This window comes from Streptomyces sp. R-07, from assembly GCF_049913175.1.
Lineage (GTDB): Bacteria > Actinomycetota > Actinomycetes > Streptomycetales > Streptomycetaceae > Streptomyces.
The window spans coordinates 231,363-246,498 of sequence record NZ_CP183978.1 but is presented as its reverse complement, the minus strand read 5'-3'; the positions used below and the strand labels follow the sequence as shown (position 1 = coordinate 246,498).

General features: G+C 72.5%; 16 protein-coding genes and 1 pseudogene. 7 read left to right on the top strand and 10 right to left on the bottom strand.

Annotation, left to right across the window (positions count from 1 at the left end):
- Nucleotides 1-25: 25 nt before the first annotated feature.
- Together ACN9M0_RS01300 and ACN9M0_RS01295 are read right to left on the bottom strand one after the other, a co-directional pair.
- A complete protein-coding gene (locus ACN9M0_RS01300) occupies nt 26-1,759 on the bottom strand; it encodes an alpha/beta hydrolase (RefSeq protein WP_426402945.1) in 1,734 nt (577 codons plus the stop codon).
- A 54-nt stretch (nt 1,760-1,813) separates the two neighbouring features.
- A pseudogene (locus ACN9M0_RS01295) lies at nt 1,814-2,135 on the bottom strand (glycerol-3-phosphate dehydrogenase C-terminal domain-containing protein); the annotation flags it as partial.
- A gap of 146 nt (nt 2,136-2,281) precedes the next feature.
- Between ACN9M0_RS01295 and ACN9M0_RS01290 the strand changes: the two are divergent.
- Nucleotides 2,282-2,953 carry a hypothetical protein gene (locus ACN9M0_RS01290; RefSeq protein ID WP_426402944.1) on the top strand — a complete coding sequence of 224 codons (672 nt, stop codon included), beginning with the start codon at nt 2,282-2,284 and terminating at the stop codon, nt 2,951-2,953.
- A gap of 18 nt (nt 2,954-2,971) precedes the next feature.
- Here ACN9M0_RS01290 and ACN9M0_RS01285 read toward each other — a convergent pair whose 3' ends face one another.
- Nucleotides 2,972-3,997, bottom strand: coding sequence for an ArsR/SmtB family transcription factor (locus ACN9M0_RS01285; protein WP_366040415.1), 1,026 nt, complete (start codon nt 3,995-3,997; stop codon nt 2,972-2,974).
- Between the two features lie 128 nt (nt 3,998-4,125).
- On the opposite strand from ACN9M0_RS01285, the gene ACN9M0_RS01280 reads away from it, so the two are divergent.
- Nucleotides 4,126-5,088, top strand: coding sequence for a hypothetical protein (locus ACN9M0_RS01280; protein ID WP_426402943.1), 963 nt, complete (start codon nt 4,126-4,128; stop codon nt 5,086-5,088).
- Between the two features lie 210 nt (nt 5,089-5,298).
- Here ACN9M0_RS01280 and ACN9M0_RS01275 read toward each other — a convergent pair whose 3' ends face one another.
- Nucleotides 5,299-5,757: a PaaI family thioesterase gene (locus tag ACN9M0_RS01275; RefSeq protein WP_426402942.1), complete on the bottom strand. Its 459-nt coding sequence runs from the start codon at nt 5,755-5,757 to the stop codon at nt 5,299-5,301.
- 206 nt (nt 5,758-5,963) lie between these two features.
- On the opposite strand from ACN9M0_RS01275, the gene ACN9M0_RS01270 reads away from it, so the two are divergent.
- Entirely contained in the window at nt 5,964-6,518 is a 555-nt protein-coding gene (locus ACN9M0_RS01270) for a GNAT family N-acetyltransferase (protein WP_426402941.1), read from the top strand.
- A 13-nt stretch (nt 6,519-6,531) separates the two neighbouring features.
- Here ACN9M0_RS01270 and ACN9M0_RS01265 read toward each other — a convergent pair whose 3' ends face one another.
- The 3 genes from ACN9M0_RS01265 to ACN9M0_RS01255 all read right to left on the bottom strand — a co-directional run bounded on the left by ACN9M0_RS01265 (nt 6,532) and on the right by ACN9M0_RS01255 (nt 8,325).
- Nucleotides 6,532-7,017, bottom strand: a complete 486-nt coding sequence (locus tag ACN9M0_RS01265) for an SRPBCC family protein (RefSeq protein WP_366040411.1) — start codon at nt 7,015-7,017, stop codon at nt 6,532-6,534.
- Between the two features lie 178 nt (nt 7,018-7,195).
- Nucleotides 7,196-7,582 (bottom strand): VOC family protein, encoded by a 387-nt coding sequence (locus tag ACN9M0_RS01260; protein WP_366040410.1) that lies wholly within the window; start codon nt 7,580-7,582, stop codon nt 7,196-7,198.
- Between the two features lie 119 nt (nt 7,583-7,701).
- Nucleotides 7,702-8,325, bottom strand: coding sequence for a histidine phosphatase family protein (locus ACN9M0_RS01255; RefSeq protein WP_366040409.1), 624 nt, complete (start codon nt 8,323-8,325; stop codon nt 7,702-7,704).
- 131 nt (nt 8,326-8,456) lie between these two features.
- On the opposite strand from ACN9M0_RS01255, the gene ACN9M0_RS01250 reads away from it, so the two are divergent.
- Nucleotides 8,457-9,416, top strand: a complete 960-nt coding sequence (locus tag ACN9M0_RS01250) for a restriction endonuclease (protein WP_426402940.1) — start codon at nt 8,457-8,459, stop codon at nt 9,414-9,416.
- Between the two features lie 5 nt (nt 9,417-9,421).
- On the opposite strand, the gene ACN9M0_RS01245 is transcribed toward ACN9M0_RS01250, so the two are convergent.
- Nucleotides 9,422-10,648, bottom strand: a complete 1,227-nt coding sequence (locus ACN9M0_RS01245) for a PP2C family protein-serine/threonine phosphatase (RefSeq protein ID WP_426402939.1) — start codon at nt 10,646-10,648, stop codon at nt 9,422-9,424.
- A 196-nt stretch (nt 10,649-10,844) separates the two neighbouring features.
- Between ACN9M0_RS01245 and ACN9M0_RS01240 the strand changes: the two genes are divergently transcribed.
- Complete coding sequence (locus ACN9M0_RS01240) at nt 10,845-11,378, top strand: GNAT family N-acetyltransferase (RefSeq protein ID WP_366040406.1); 534 nt, start codon at nt 10,845-10,847, stop codon at nt 11,376-11,378.
- A gap of 73 nt (nt 11,379-11,451) precedes the next feature.
- Here ACN9M0_RS01240 and ACN9M0_RS01235 read toward each other — a convergent pair whose 3' ends face one another.
- Nucleotides 11,452-12,645: an MFS transporter gene (locus ACN9M0_RS01235; protein ID WP_426402938.1), complete on the bottom strand. Its 1,194-nt coding sequence runs from the start codon at nt 12,643-12,645 to the stop codon at nt 11,452-11,454.
- A gap of 164 nt (nt 12,646-12,809) precedes the next feature.
- On the opposite strand from ACN9M0_RS01235, the gene ACN9M0_RS01230 reads away from it, so the two are divergent.
- On the top strand, nt 12,810-13,538 hold the full coding sequence (locus tag ACN9M0_RS01230; protein ID WP_366040404.1) for a hypothetical protein: 729 nt from the start codon (nt 12,810-12,812) through the stop codon (nt 13,536-13,538).
- 102 nt (nt 13,539-13,640) lie between these two features.
- On the opposite strand, the gene ACN9M0_RS01225 is transcribed toward ACN9M0_RS01230, so the two are convergent.
- Nucleotides 13,641-13,985 (bottom strand): ArsR/SmtB family transcription factor, encoded by a 345-nt coding sequence (locus ACN9M0_RS01225; RefSeq protein WP_426402937.1) that lies wholly within the window; start codon nt 13,983-13,985, stop codon nt 13,641-13,643.
- A 137-nt stretch (nt 13,986-14,122) separates the two neighbouring features.
- On the opposite strand from ACN9M0_RS01225, the gene ACN9M0_RS01220 reads away from it, so the two are divergent.
- A complete protein-coding gene (locus tag ACN9M0_RS01220) occupies nt 14,123-15,100 on the top strand; it encodes a quinone oxidoreductase family protein (RefSeq protein ID WP_426402936.1) in 978 nt (325 codons plus the stop codon).
- Nucleotides 15,101-15,136: the final 36 nt, after the last annotated feature.

Sequence of the window (15,136 nt, the reverse complement as noted above, 5' to 3'; positions counted from 1 at the left end):
GCGCGACCCCCGGGCGGGCCGGGGATCAGTGCTCCGGCGGCTGAATGACGTTCCGCAGCCGCTCCAGGTCCTGCGGCGTGAAGCCCGACGGCCGCATGACGTCGTTCCAGCCGTCGACGTACGCGGCCTTGTAGGTGTGACCGTGGCCGTCCGGCACGCCCGTGGAGAACGGCAGGTCGGCGGTGACCTGCCAGAAGGTCACGAAGGGGATCCAGATCATCTCGTCGAGCACGTCACCCCCGGGAGCCTCCCCGATCCAGTCGGGCTCGGAGAGGGCCAGCGCGGGGCTCCACCAGACGATCGGATCGGACGGATGCATGAGGTAGAGGACCCGCGTGCCGTTCCACGGCTGGTCCGCCGGAGGTGTCCCGACGGTCGGGTCGTCGGTGAACCGTACGGTCCGCCCGTCCTTGTATACGGGCTCGATCTCCGGACTCCCCGCGTCACGGTGATCGCTGAACTCGCGGAACAGGGTGTTGAAGTTCGGCGGACCGGCGAACAGGGTGCCGGCGGTGCGGTTGCGCAGGTCGGCCTCACCGCTGAAAGCCGTCTCGCCGCCGAACGACCCCAGGCTCTCGCCCGCCACGAACAGCCGCGGACGCCGGTCCTGGGGCAGCTTGGACCAGACGTCGTAGACCGCGTCGAAGAGATCGCGACCGGCCGCGCGCGCCTTGGACTGGTCCACGAGATAGGAGAGCCACGACGGCAGGTACGAGTACTGCATCGCCACGGTGGCCGAGTCGCCGTCGCCGAGGTACTCGAACGAGTCCACGGCGGCGGGGTCGACCCAGCCGCTTCCGGTGGTGGTCATCACGAGCAGGTTCGCGCGCTCGAAGCCGCCGGCCCGTTCGAGGTCCGCGACGGCCCGCTCGGCGCGGGCTTCCGTGTCGTCTGCGGTCTGGAGCCCGGCGTAGGCCCGGACGGGTTCCTGCGCAGGGCGGTGGGTGAACGTGCCGATGTCCTGGGCCGTCGGACCGCTGCCGGTGAAGGCCCGGCCCTGGTAGCCCAGCGTGTCCCACGGAACCAGCGAGCCGGGCCCGCCGGAGCGCAGGGCGGAGGTGGGCTGGTGCACGCCTTCGGGAGTCTCGTTGTCCCGCAGTGAGAAGGCCTCGTTGGTCGCGTTCACGAAGCCGGCAAGGAGCACCCCGCTGACCACGGACCACGCGAGGGCCGCCACCACGATCCAGCCGACCGCCCGTGCCGCTCGGGGGCCGATCCAGCGGCGGAGGAGGCGGGCGAACCACCGGTACAGGCGCCGGAGTCCCCGGCCCGCCAGCAACAGCAGCCAGAAGACGAGCGCGGCCACGAACGGGCAGGCCACCGTGGCGAGGACGTTGTAGTCGGTGACCCCCATGAGCCGGCGGATCTCGTGCTGCCAGTACTGACCGAATCCGAAGGCCAGGCCGAACAGGACGATCGCGCACACGATCAGGACCTGCCACGACCTGCGCGACGGGCTCCGTGCCTCCCGGTCGGCGAACGCGCGCCATGTAGAGGCCGCGACCACGCCGAGCCCGTAACCGATGGCCGCGCTGATGCCGGCGATCAGTCCCTGGAGGATGCCGCCGCGAGGCAGCAGCGACGGGGTGAAGGAGAGGCAGGCGAGGAGAAGAGCGCCCCAGCAGCCGGGGAGCGTCAGGTGCGGCGACCAACGGCGGCGCTTCCCGGTGCCGTCTGCGGGCTCGGCGCCCCCGCTCCCCGCTCCCTCGTGGTCCGGGGAGCCGCTGTCCGGCTGAGACCGGTGCAGGTCTGGAGTCATGGCTGTCCTCCGGAGGAAATCATCCCAAGGCCCGGGAGGACACGCCATTCGGACTCAGCGTTCCGCGAGGGCGTCCCGGGCGGCCCCTTCGGCCACGGCGCGGTCGTGGGGGACCGGGCCGATGCGGGTGCGGCGGTCGAGGAGGTCGGAGGCGTCGAAGGCGCCTTCGTGGCGGACGGCCCACACCAGTTCGGCGCCGGTGACGGGGCGTCCCGGAAGCGGCGGCGGTCGCGGGCGCCGGGGGCGCGTCGGCGAGTCGGATGACCGTGCCGTCGCGGCCACCCGTGCCCCGGGTGTCGAGCAGGGGGCGCAGGCCCGCGAAGGCGCCGACCACGTCGGACCGGTGGAGGGTGACGTCGAGTGCGGAGCCGAGAACTCAAGGAGGACCCGCTATGTCACGCCCTTGCGTGAGGGCGGCTCGCTCCCCGGGATCGTCGAGGCCGACGATCCCGGCACGTACGTCACGCAGTCCACCGGGGCCCGCCGCCTCCGGACGAGGGAAGTCGATCTACGGTGATCCACATGTCCGTTCCCGTCCATGCCCTCGCCCACCGGCCGTTGACGGCCGAGGCCGTCGCCGAGCTCGTCGCCCTGCCGGCCGTGCCGCCCGTCCCGGAGGACTCCGACGCCGTCGACGCGGAAGTGGAGCTGCGTGGCTGGGCCTGGGAGGACGCGCTCGTCTGTGACTCCTTCCGGACGGCGCACGGCCATGTGCTCTGCAGTGACGTTGTCAATCCGTTCGGATGCCCGGACGCCCGGACGTTCCTGGTCTTCGGAGAGCTGTACCCCGTCGACCCGCACGACGAGGACATGGCCAACGCGTCCTGGCTGTTCGGCCTCGTCGGCCACTGGCAGGAGCAGCCCGGCTGGAGCGGCAGCCGGCCGAGCACGGTGAGCGAGTGCGAGGACGTCCTCGTACGGGCCGCGCGGGTGGTGACCGAGCACCTCGGCACGGAGCCCGAGAGGACGGTCCTCTCCGCCGAAGGCGTGGTCACCGGGCCGGCCCTGACGCACCGCGTCTGGCGCACCCCCACCCACGCCCTGGTGCTGGGACCGGCGTCCGACAACGGCCCGTACGGCTACCTCACCCACCTGCAGCTTTCCTGCACCCCCCTCATCTGCGCTCCCGAACTTCCGCCCGCCGACGACGAGGACGGCCTGGCCGCCTGGATCGCCGCGCACATCGACTGGTGACGCCACCGCCCCGGGCCTTCAGATCCCGGCCAGCAGGGAGTGTCCGAGGGGCGTGAGGCTGTGGAGCACCGCCGTGCCCGTGCGCACGGTGTCGACCAGACCCGCGCTCCGCAGGACGCCCGCGTGCTGGCTGGCCGCCGCGAGGGACACGGCGGCGCGCTCGGCGAGGGCCGTGGTGGTGGCGGGGGAGCGCAGGAGCGCGAGCACTTGCGCCCGGGTCCGGCCGAGGAGCGCAGCGAGGGCCTCCGGCCGTTCCTCGGCTCCGTCGGCCCGGACCTCGTCGGCGGCGTCGTACATCGGGTAGACGAGGACGGTCGCCGCCTCGGGGCGGTACATCACCATCGGGCCGGTCGCGAACCACGACGGAACGAGGAGCAGCCCGCGCCCGCACAGCGGAATGTCGTACGCCGACGCGGACGGCAGATGCAGGGTCGGCGGCTGCCACTGCCAGGTCGTCCCCAGCGTCGTCAGCAGGGCGTCGACGCCCCCGCGGAGGAGCATCTCGGCCCGCAGCGCGCGATCGGTGAGGGCGTCGCGGCGGATCCGTGGCCAGAGGGGTTCCACCGACGACTCGAAGTACCGGCGTGTGTCGTCGAGCAGGGCGCGGGGTGCGGCCGGCGACCCCTGGGCCAGCTCGTGGGCCCACCGGCCGGGCCGGGCCAGACCGCCGTTCCAGCCGGAGGCCTCCGGAATCCCGAGATCCAGCGCCAGCCGCTCCGCGGGCGTCGAAGCGGCCGCGTCGAGGGCGTCGGCGAAGTCGTGCACCGACGGCTGCAGCAGGAAGTCCGGTACGAAGCCGTCCTCGGCGACCAACTCGGCGAGGACACCGGCCCGGGCGCCCGCGCCTCCCCGCAGGGAGTGGTGCCACCGCCGGGCGGCGGGCCGCGGACGGTGCAACGGCCCGGCGCCACGGCCGAGGCCCTCGCGCGCACGGCCCAGGCGCAGACCCAGACGCAGGCTCAGGACGGTCTCGGAGAGCGCGTTGGCCGCCGGGGCGAGGGTGATCCGGCGCAGATCTGCGGCCGTGAAGTGTAGGCGGATCATGCCGACCGATTATCGGCCCGGCGGACCCTTTCACCCAGGGGTGAAAGGCCATGCGTTCCACGCGAGGACACAGCACGCTCCCGTTGTCCCCCTCACCACCCGCCGAATCCCCGCCGGAGGTCGCGCCGATGCGCCGCATCCCCGCCCGAACAGCCTGCCTCGCAGCCACACTCCTGCTCACGACCCTCGCCGGCGCGCCCGGCCCCGCGAGCGCCCGGGACCTGCCCGACACCTATGTCGTCTCCAGGGACCCGGGCGTGCTCCCCGAGGGCATCACCGTCACCCCGGACGGCACCCTCTACGTCTCCTCGGACGGCACAGGGACCCTGTACCGCGGCCGCGTCGACGAACCCGACCTGAAGCCGTTCCCCGCGCAAGGCCTGGAGGGCCGCCCCAGCACGCTGGGCGTGCACACCGACCGGCGCGGCCGAGTCCTGTCCGTGGGCGGTGCGAGCCTCACCCTCCACGACCGCCACGGTCGGCTCCTCGCCACCCGTACGGCCCGCGGCGGACCGCTCGGCGCGCCCCACCTCAACGACCTGGCCGTGACGAAGGACGCGGTGTACGTGACCGACTGGGCCAATCCCGTCATCCACCGGGCGGAGATCCGGGGCTCCACGCTCGGCCCCCTCGAACCCTGGCTCGACATCCGCGCCGCGTTCCCGCAGTTCCCCGCCCAGTACTGGCTCCTGAACGGCATCGTGGCGGACGACTCGGGCACCACGCTCCTGGTCGCGTCGAACGGCACCGAGGCCGTCTGGCGGATCGGAACCGCCGACAAACAGGTCAGCAGGCTCGACCTCGGCGACCAGTCCTTCGGCCCCGACGGCATGGTGCTGCGCGGCCGGACGCTGTACGCCGTGCTCAACTACGGTGCCCCGCACGGCGTCTACATCGCCCGGCTCGACGAGGAACTGCGGACGGGGACGGTGACCCACCGCCTCACGGACGGACCCTTCGACCTGCCGACCACACTCGCGAGGCGCGGCTGCCGCCTCTACGTCGTCAACAGCCAGCTCGACGAGCCGCCCGGCCGGCCCCCGTACACCGTGAGCGCGATCGACGACCCGACGTGCGCCGACACTCCGTGACCGGCCACGATCGCGGGTAGGGCACACGCAGCGACTCGGCCGCCACGGGGGTGTGGCCGGCCGCCGCGTACCGCCGCCCGTCGCGCGGGACGATGCCGACCGACGTCCGGAGCGTCCCGACGGGCCTGAGCGCCCCGGGCGGCCTGCGGGACCTGCGCGCCCCGGGGGCAGGAGCGTCCTGCGCGCCCCGGGTCGCTCGGGCCTGGGGGCTCACCGCTCCCCTTCGGCCACGCGGATCAGCGTCTGCTGCCCGCTGGCGACGAGCTTCCGCTCGCCGTCCTCCTGGACGCCGAACACCTCGAGCCGGCACACGGTCAGCGTCCGACCGGACCTCAGCACGGTCCCGACCGCCTCCAGGTGGTCGCCGACGGCCGGTGCGAGGAGGTTGATCTTGTACTCGACGGTGAGCACCTCGGCGCCCTCGGGGAAGAGGGTGTGGGCGGCGTAGCCGCCGGCGCTGTCGGCGATGGCGCTCGTGGCACCGGCGTGGAAGTAGCCGTGCTGCTGGGTCACCTCCGGCCGGGCCGGGAGCACGATGTGCACGAGCCCGGGGCCGATGTGGGATATCCGCGCACCGAGGTGCGCCATCAGCCCCTGCCGGTCGAAACTCGCCTGGACGCGCTGGCGCGCCTCGGGGCTCGCCTGTTCCCGCTGCGTCGGGTCTTCCACGTGCTCTCCTTCGGCTTCGTCGGACATCACGGTCACCGGGCGGTACGAGCGGGGGCTGCCTCAGGCCATCAGCGCTCCGCCGGCAGGAACCCGCCGACGACGATCATCATGGCACCGGAGACCCGCGTCACGGCCCGGGCCGCGTGCGACGGTCGATGCCACAAATCCGCTCGACATCCTGACGACGAGCGGGTTGGCTGGGCGGCATGCCAGAGCTGCGCACCGAACGCCTCCTGCTCCGCCGCTGGCGGGAATCCGACCTCGAGCCGTGGGCGGCCATGAACGCCGACCCCGAGGTCCGGGAGTACCTCGGGCCCCCTCTGACCCGGGAGCAGAGCGATGCCGTCGCGGCCGGCATGCAGGCCGGGTTCGACGAGCGGGGCTTCGGATGGTGGGCGCTCGAAGCGCGGTCGACCGGTCAGTTCGTCGGCCGCGCCGGCTTGGACGTGGTGGGTGAGGACATGCCCTTCACGGGCGTGGACATCGGGTGGCGCCTGACCCGTACGGCATGGGGGTACGGATACGCCACCGAAGCCGCCCAGGCATGTCTGGCCTTCGCCTTCCAGACCCTGGAGCTGCCGGAGGTACTGGCGTCGACGACCCTCGGCAACCTGCGTTCCCAGGCGGTGATGCGCAGGATCGGCATGACCCGGAACCCGGCCGACGACTTCGAGGACCCGAGCGTCCCCGAGGGACCGCTGCGCCGGTGCGTGCTGTACCGGACCCCGGCTGAGCTGCGTACGGCCTACCGGGGCCGGTGACGGAGCCGCGGTCTCAGACCCCGGCGGTCGCGGTCTGGGCGATGCGCTCCAGGGTGGTGCGCATCCCCGCCCGGTTGAGGGCCACCCGGCGGGCCGGGTTCGTTCCCGCGAAGACCGTTCCCAGCAGGTCCGCGGCGCGGGCCCGGTACCCGCCGGTGCGCAGGTCCTCCCAGAACTCGGTGATCCGTGTCCCCGAGCCCTCCGGGGTGAACCGGTAGCCCCAGCGCGCGATCGGCAGTCCGAAGACGCTGATGTCGAAGACGAACTCGCTGTTCGGGTGTATCCGGGTCACACGCCCGACGGTCGGCCAGAGGAACGGCCCGCGCCGGTTGAAGCCGATGAACCGGGTTCCGGTGCGCGCCGGGGGCCGCAGCACCCACACGTACCGGCACTCGGGGCTCCATCGCCCCATGTTCCGCAGGTCCGACACCAACCGGTAGACGATCTCCGGCGGCGCGTCGGCGACCGTGCTCTCCTCCAGGCTCCACTGCCGTTCCATCGCCCGCTCCCCTCGCACCGTGTGGGACGGTCCCCCACCTGCTACTCGCCGGTACGTTAGCGGGCGCGTGAGCCGCCTGTCCCCGGATCCGCCCCGCCGTGATCGACCGGACACGTTCCCGCCGCTCGCGGGCCGGGCCGGTTCGCCCGTCCGGGACGTGCCGGACCGGTGGGCCGGCTCAGCCCTCGACGTCCTGGGGATACCAGCGCAGTTCGACCGTGTTGCCGTCGGGGTCCTTCACGTAGACCGACTGGGCCGAACCGCGCGCGCCCCAGCGCGGGACCGGGCCCTCGAGGACGTCGAACGTGCCGGAGTCGATGACCTCCTGCCAGTCCAGGGGGTCCACGACCAGGCAGATGTGGTCGACGTTGGACTCGCCCCGGGGGCGGGAGAAGAGATCGATGACGGTGTTCTCGTCTATGCGTACCGACGGGAACGAGACCTTGCCGGCCCGCCACTCCTCGACTCGCTCCGGCGCGAGGCCCAGGGAACCGGTGTAGAACTCGAGCGCCTTGTCGACGTCGGTCACGTTGAGCACCAGATGGTCGAAGGCTTTGACTCGCATGATGGGCACTGCCCCTTTCAGAGGTTGCGTCTCGACCTGATGATCATGGTGACTGCGGAGCCCGTGAGCAAGAGCTCCGGACGGCCGTGATCCGGACCGCAAGGCTCCGGGCAGGGGAGTCAGATGTGGAACTCCGGAGGGAAGCCGGTCCAGCGCAGGTCCGTGGGGAGGTGCCCCGTGTCGTTGAAGAAGAGGACTGCCGGGGCCCGGCCGGGCGCGTAGCGGATGACGGTCAGTGCGGCGTTGGCGTGGTTGATGCCCATCCAACGCGCCTCGGGGGCGTCGAGGGCCTCCCGTACGAGCCACGCGATGAGGAAGTTGTGCGTGACGACGAGTTCGTGGCGCGGCTGGTCACCGTCGACGGGACCGGTGAAGCGTGCGAGGGCCTCAGCGGCAAGCCCGGGCCCCTCCTCGCGCTCCTCCGCAGGGAACCCGGCCAGGAAGCCGAGCATGGCATCGGCCGACTCCGCCGGCAGTTCTTCCCGCCGGGGCACGTAGGGGATGTAGTCGCCGGCCGGCGCGGACATCCGGAGGGGAACCCCTTCGAGCTGGTCGCGGACGAGCTGGGCCGTCTGCTCCGCGCGGGGCAGCGGGCCGTGGTGGATCGCCGTGAGCGGGGCCTTCCGTAGCCGCTGTCCGAGCAGGACGGCTTGGCGGCGGCCGTTCTCCGTCAACGCGCTCTCGTCCTCGGACGCTTCACCGTGCCGCGCCAGGTACAGGTAGCGGGAGGCCGTTTCCGTCATGCTCGATCCTTCCGGCGGAGTTCATGATCTTGCGAACATGGAGACGGACGCGGTTCGGCGCCGTGCGGTTCCGCCACGAGGGGAGTCGCCGCGGGCGGGGCGCTGTCAGTGCGTGTCCCTAGGGTGCGCGTATGAACGTCATGGAACCTTCCGCGGACGCGGTCCGGCCCTCACCGGAACAGACGGTGAGGCATCTCCTGGAGTCGGCGCGTGAGCAGGCGACACGCGTGGATCTGGAGGCCGCGTTCGCCTGGGTGACGGAGGGACGCCTCGCCGAGGACCTGTTGGCGGACTGGCGACGCCTGGACGACGAGGTGAACGTCGAACGCCGCCGCTGCTGGGAGGCCCTTCGTGTACTGAGAGACGTGACGGCCCCACAGGACACCGTGCGGTACGGCCGTTGCGCGGCGGAGAGGATCCTCGAAGGAGACCTGCGCGCGCTGGTGTCCCGCACAGCGAGGGCCGTGGGGTGGTGCGAGCAGGCCCGCGACGAGGTCATGGGGGACCTCGGCCGGCTGGTGAGGGAACGGCGTACCGAGTTCCCCTCGGCCAAAGCGGCACCGCTGGGGGAGCTGCTCGAGGAGCTGAAGCGGGCACGAGCGGACTTCGCGCGTTCTCTGGAGACGTACAGGGAGGAGATGCGGGAGCTGTCCCTGGAGGAACAGCGACGCCAGGAGTTTCTGCGCAGCGACAAGAGTATCTCTCTGGAGGCGATCCGCGACCTGTCCAGCCGCGAGTTCGAGGAGCTGATCGCCTCGCTCCTGGAGCGCGACGGGTGCGAGGTGCGGCGTGCGCACGGCGGCGCGGGGGACGGGGGAGCGGATGTCATCGCCACGGGAGGGAACGGCGAGCGGATCGTCGTGCAGTGCAAGCTGCGGAGGAAGCCGTCCGCCGCGATCGGGGTGCCCGACGTGCAGACGTTCAACGGAACGGCCCGGCCCGACCACCGGGCCACCCATCCGCTGATGGTGACGAACGCCCGCTTCACCGCCCAGGCGGAGGCCGCCGCGGCGAGATACGGGATCACCCTGATGGACGGTGGGGCGCTGCGCGCGTGGGCGACCTTCGGGAAACCCCTCAGGCTCGCCTGAACGCGTCAGAGGCGGAGGATCAGCAGGGCCGTGTCGTCGGTGACGCCGGTGGGCGGGGTGAGCTCGGCGAGCAGGGTGTCGGCCAGGACCTCGGGTGCGGCGGCCCGGTGCCGGGTGAGGGCATCGGCGAGCCTGCCCAGACCGGTGTCGATGTCCTCGCGGCGGCGTTCGACGAGACCGTCGGTGTAGAGGGCGAGCACCGAACCGTCGGTGAAGGCGGTCTCGGCCTGCGGCCGGGGCTCGTGTTCGGGCCGGGCCCCGAGCGGCGGGTCGGTGGCCCGGTCGAGGAACTCCACCGTGCCGTCGGGGTGGCAGAGGACGGGTGGTGGATGGCCGGCGCTGCTGTACGTGAGGACCTGCCTCTCCCAGTCGATGGAGACGGAGACGACGGTGGTGGACTCGGCGCCCTCGACGTCCCGGGAGTACAGGTCCAGGACCTCCAGGGCCTGGGCGGGCCCGTCGGCGACGCGTGAAGCGGCCGACAGGGCGCTGCGGAGCAGCCCCATGACGCCGGCGGCGCGCAGCCCGTGGCCGACGACGTCGCCGACGGCGACGTCGGTGCGCCCGGGCAGGTCGACGAGGTCGTACCAGTCGCCGCACACGTTGAGCGCTCCGGTGGCGGGCCGGTAGCGCACGGCGGAGCGGTGATGGCCGAGGGGGCGTGGTGCGGGCAGCATCGCCTTCTGGAGGTGGAGCGCCACCTCGCGCTCGCGGGCGTGGGCCCGGCGGAGCCGTTCGTTGACCTCCTGCAGCTCCCTGGCGCGGGTGTAGAGCTCGGACTCCAGGACCTGGGCGCGGTCCCTGCCGCCGCTGGCGCCACGGGCCTGGATCAGCTCGGTGACCTCCTCCACGCGGTGCAGCAGGAGGGCCACGGTGCCGTCGAGGGCGAGGACGGGGGCGTTGACCGGGCTCCAGTACCGCTCCTGCCAGTGCCCGGGCCGGTCGGGGGACTCGACGTCGTAGCGCTGCAGTGCCATGGAGTCGCGCTCACCGGTGGCCACGACCCGCTCCAGGGAGGCGCGCAGGTTCTGCATGCCCGTCGCGGTCGGATCGTCCGGGTTGTCGGGGAAGACGTCGAAGAGATAGCGGCCGACGACCTGGTCACGAGTCCGGCCGGACATCGACAGGAACGCCTCGTTGACGTCCGCGTAGACCAGTTCCGGGGTGAGCAGCGCGACCGCGCCCGGCAGGGCCTGGAACACAGCTTCGTAGTCGATCCCGGGTTCGTTCACCCTTCACCTGCCCGTGCGCTGCGGGTCCAGCCGTCAGACTGCCTCCACGATAGGCGCGCCCGGCGACGACGGCCTCCGGGCGTGGTCCCTCCGGGGTCACGCGAGGCGGTCACGACGGGCTGGCAAGATCACTTGGAGGCCGTCCCGCACCGCCCCGGACCACCGGGCGGGGACCGACACGAAGGGTTCACCTCACATGACAGGTCGCCACTCGCCCGCATCGCCGACCGTGGTGCGTCTCACGGAGTACACGAAGGCCGACCAGATCGAGATCCTCGGCGACAGCGCCGATCCCTTCGGCGTCGCGGACGCCGGACTGACCTGGCTGCCCAAGAAGGAGCATTTCGGCATCAGGCACGAGGGTCGCCTCGTCGCACACGCCGGTCTGCTGCGAATCCCCCTGTCGATCGACGGCGTCGGTACACAGGCGGTGGGCGTCGGCGGGGTGGCTGTCGCTCCTGACGTACGGGGTCAAGGACTGGCGCGGACGGTCGTGTCGGCGGCCCTGGACCACGCGCGGACGATGGGGCCACAGCACGCTCTCCTCTTCTGCCGACCACCGCTCGTCCCGCTCTACCAGCGCCTCGGCTGGCGAAACCTTGAGCGGGACGTCCACGTCGAACAGCCCGGGGGACCCGTGATCATGCCGCTGCGGACCATGTGGACACCACTGCGCGACGGCGCGCACTGGCCGGCCGGAGGGGTCCGCCTGCTCTCGCTCCCCATGTGACCGATGGCCGGGACGAGGACCGTCCCCCGGGGAACGCCTGCGGCGCCGGGCGGGGCGGCGCGTCGCCTCCGTCTCACGGTCCTGCCGTTCTCACCGGCCGTCGCAGCAGGTACGTGGCGGCCGAGGCGACGAGGAGCAGCATGCAGCCGGTGAACACCAGGCCCGCCTGCTCCAGACCCAGCGGTTCGGCCAGCAGGCCGACTCCGATGACCGGGATCGAGATTCCCGTGTAGGCGACCACGAACAGCGTCGAGATCACCGCCGCGCGCCGGTCCACCGGCGCGGCCGCGGCGACGGCGGACAGCGCCGCGCGGAAGGAGAGGCCCTGGCCGGCTCCACCGACGAGGGCGGCGAGGACCACGAGCGCCAGCAGTTCCGCGGACAGAGCCCCCGCCAGGAAGGCCAGACCGGCGATGAGCACCGCGCAGCCCAGCGGCAGGGACCGGGACACTCCGAAGCGCCCGACGGCCAGCTGTCCGGCGGTGGAGGCGAAGAAGGCCAGCGCGACGATCAGGCCGCTCACGGCGTGGTTGTCGACGTGCAGGGACTCGGCGAGAAAGGCGGGACTGACCGAGGTGAACAGCCCGAACAGGGCGAAGCCCGCGAAGGAGGCGATCGCCGCAGGCACGAACACCGGCCGGACCTCCGCGGGCAGGGCCGGCCGCTGCGGCCGTACGGCGGCCAGGGGCCGCGGCTCCCGCACGGTCTCCGGCAGCCGCAGGAGGACGACGGCGGACACGGCCACCAGGGCGAGGTGCACGGCGAACGGGAGCAGCAGCGGCTCGGGGGCGTACTCCGCGAGCAGACCCGCGAGCAGGGGGCCACAGCCGAGGCCGCCCATGTTCGCGGCCGTCGCCACGAGCGTCGCCCGGGACTGGCCGCCGGGCGGGGCGAGGTCCATGACGTACGCGGTGGCGGCCCCCGTGAACAGGCCGGCCGACAGGCCCGAGAGCAGCCGGCCCGCGTACAGCCAGCCCAGTCCGTCGGCGAGCAGGAAGCAGACCGCGCTCGCCGCCGCGAACCCGAGCCCCCACAGCAGCGTCGGCCGTCGGCCGACCGTGTCCGAGGCGTTGCCCGCGAGGAGCAGCACGCCGATCACCCCGAAGGCGTACACGGCGTACACGACGGTCACCGTCAGCTCGGAGAACCCGAACTTCTCCTGGTAGAGGGGGTAGAGCGGCGTCGGCAGCGTGGTGCCGGTCATTCCCACGACGAACACGCCGCCGGCCAGCAGACACCGGAGCCATCCCTGACGATCACCAACCATGCGGCCGACCGTAACCCCGCCACCGGGCCCCGCCCCGGCAACGCGACGCTCGCGACCGGGTCATCGACCGTGGTGGACCAAGGGGAACCCGAGGACCGAAGGTGCGTCCGGGGGCGCCGGCTCGCGCACGAGGCGATCAGCGTCGGCCGAGGCAGACTGTGCACATGGACGTATGGACCCGATCGGGCGGTGAACCCGGCCCCGCACAGTACGGACGCCTCCACGTCGAGGCCGAGGACCTCGCGCCGGCGCGATGGCTCACCGAACGCCACCCCGGCCACGGTGACTTCGGTACCGTCGCCGGTGTCGCCGCGCCCGGCTTCCCGGCGTACGCACGGGTGCTCCACCCCGCCGGTCTCGACGAGCGCCCGGTCCGCTGGGACACCGTCGCCGACGCGTACGGACGGCAGGTCGAAGCGCTGACGGACTGGCACGAGGTCATCGGCGCGGAGCGGTTCTACCAGAACATGCAGGACTACGGCCTGCCCGGAGTGTGGGACGAGCACCCCGGCGAAGGGCCCACGCCCGGCGGAGTGGCGCGCGCCATGATCCCCGTCCTCACGCGGCACACGGGCACGCCGGAGCGGTGCTGGTACGGGCTGTGGGAGGGGTACGGTCGCTGGGGGTGGGAGGGCACCCCCACCTTTCCGACGCCGGGCAGGGACGAGATCCTGCTCTCCGGGACGCTGGCCGACGCCGTGTCCCCCGAACTCCTGGACCGGTTCGCCGAACTCCCCGACCTGTGGTGGCCGCAGGACCGCGCCTGGTGCGTGGGCGGCGACGTCGACCTGGTGAGCACCTACGTCTGCGGATCCGAGCAGCTGATCGCCGACCTGCTCGCCACACCGGGCCTGGAGGCCCACCGGGTCGCTGCGTCGGACAGGGTCGGCTGACGGCGAATCGGAGGACCGACGCTCGTCGCCTCCGTCGAAGCGGGAGGGTGAGGCGGACGTGCCTCGGGGCCGGAGAGGAAGGCGCGCGGGACGTGGGGCCCTTCAGCCCAGGTCGTCGGCGCGCAGGGTGAGTTCGAGGAGGCCGGGGAAGCGGGCGTCGAACTCCTCGCGGCGGAGCCGGTTGAGCCTCTTCGGCCCCTGATCGCGCTGCTCGACGAGGCCGGCGCCGCGCAGGACGCTGAAGTGGTGGCTCTTGGCGGCCCGGCCGACGGGCACGTCGAAATTGCTGCAGCTGAGCGTCCAGTCGGGCTGGGTGGCCAGCTCACGGATCAGCTGGATGCGGACGGGGTCCGCGAGTGCGGAGAGCGCGGTGAGGAGGGCGACGTCATCGGGGTGCGTGTGTACGGGCGCCGGGCGGTGACCCGTACCCCCAGCCTGCTCCGACATCCCGCTGACTCCTTCGTCCTCGTCGCGAGGCTACTTGCCCAATGTTCGATGACCATCATACAGTGCGAGTGTTCGCTTCTCGTTGAACACTCCGTCTGAGCTCTCCGTCCGAGCACACTGTGAAGGGTGGTTCGTCCATGCGCGCGATCGAGTTCCACGAGTACGGCGGTCCCCAGGTCCTGCGACTCGTCGAGGCCGCGGCACCCCAACCGGGACCGGGGCAGGTGGCCATCGACGTCGCCTGGGCGGGAGTCAACTTCGCCGACGTCAAGGCACGCGCGGAGGGTTATCGGGTCGACGAACTGCCCTACCGGCCCGGCCTGGAGGTCTCCGGCCACGTGCGGGCCCTCGGCGAGGGAGTCGAGGGCCTCGAGGTGGGCCAGGAGGTCGCCGCCCTCGTCGGCGGCGGGGGATACGCCGAAGTGGTCGTCGCCCGGGCCGAGAGCGTCCATCCCCTTCCCGAGGGACTGGATCTGAGGACCGCGGCGACCCTCCCCACGGTCCTGCCGACCGCACACGCCCTGATCCATGAGGTGGGGCGACTGCGCGCGGGGGAGAGCGTGCTGGTGCACGGTGCGGCGGGAGGAATCGGCACGGCCGTCGGCCAACTGGCCCGCGCGGCGGGCGCGGGCGCGGTGTACGGCGTGGCCTCCACCGAGGCGAAGGCCGCGTACGCCCTGAAGTACGGCTACGACGAGGTCTTCGGTCCCGACACCTTCACCGAGGACGTCCGGCGGGCGACCGGTGGCAGGGGAGTCGACCTCGTCCTCGACCCGGTGGGCGGAGACACGTTGCGCCGCGGCCTGGACGCCCTGTCCGTCTTCGGGCGGCTGGTCTCCTTCGGCAACGCCGGCGGCGGTGCGCCGTGGCAGGTCGGCCAGCCCGAGCTGTACGGCCAGGGCCACTCCGTCGCGGGCTTCTCCGTGCTCTCGCTCGCCCAGACGGCCCCCGCCGCGGCGCGCGCCCTGACCGAGCGCGCCCTGCGTGCGGTCTCCGAGGGGGCGGTGACCCTTCCCGTCACCGCCGAATTCCCTCTGGCCGACGCGGCCGAAGCCCACCGGCTCCTGGGCGGACGCGGCTCCACGGGCAAGCTGTTGCTGCGCGTGAAGGACTGACCGCGTCCGCCCGACGTCCCCTGCCCGTCAGCCCGT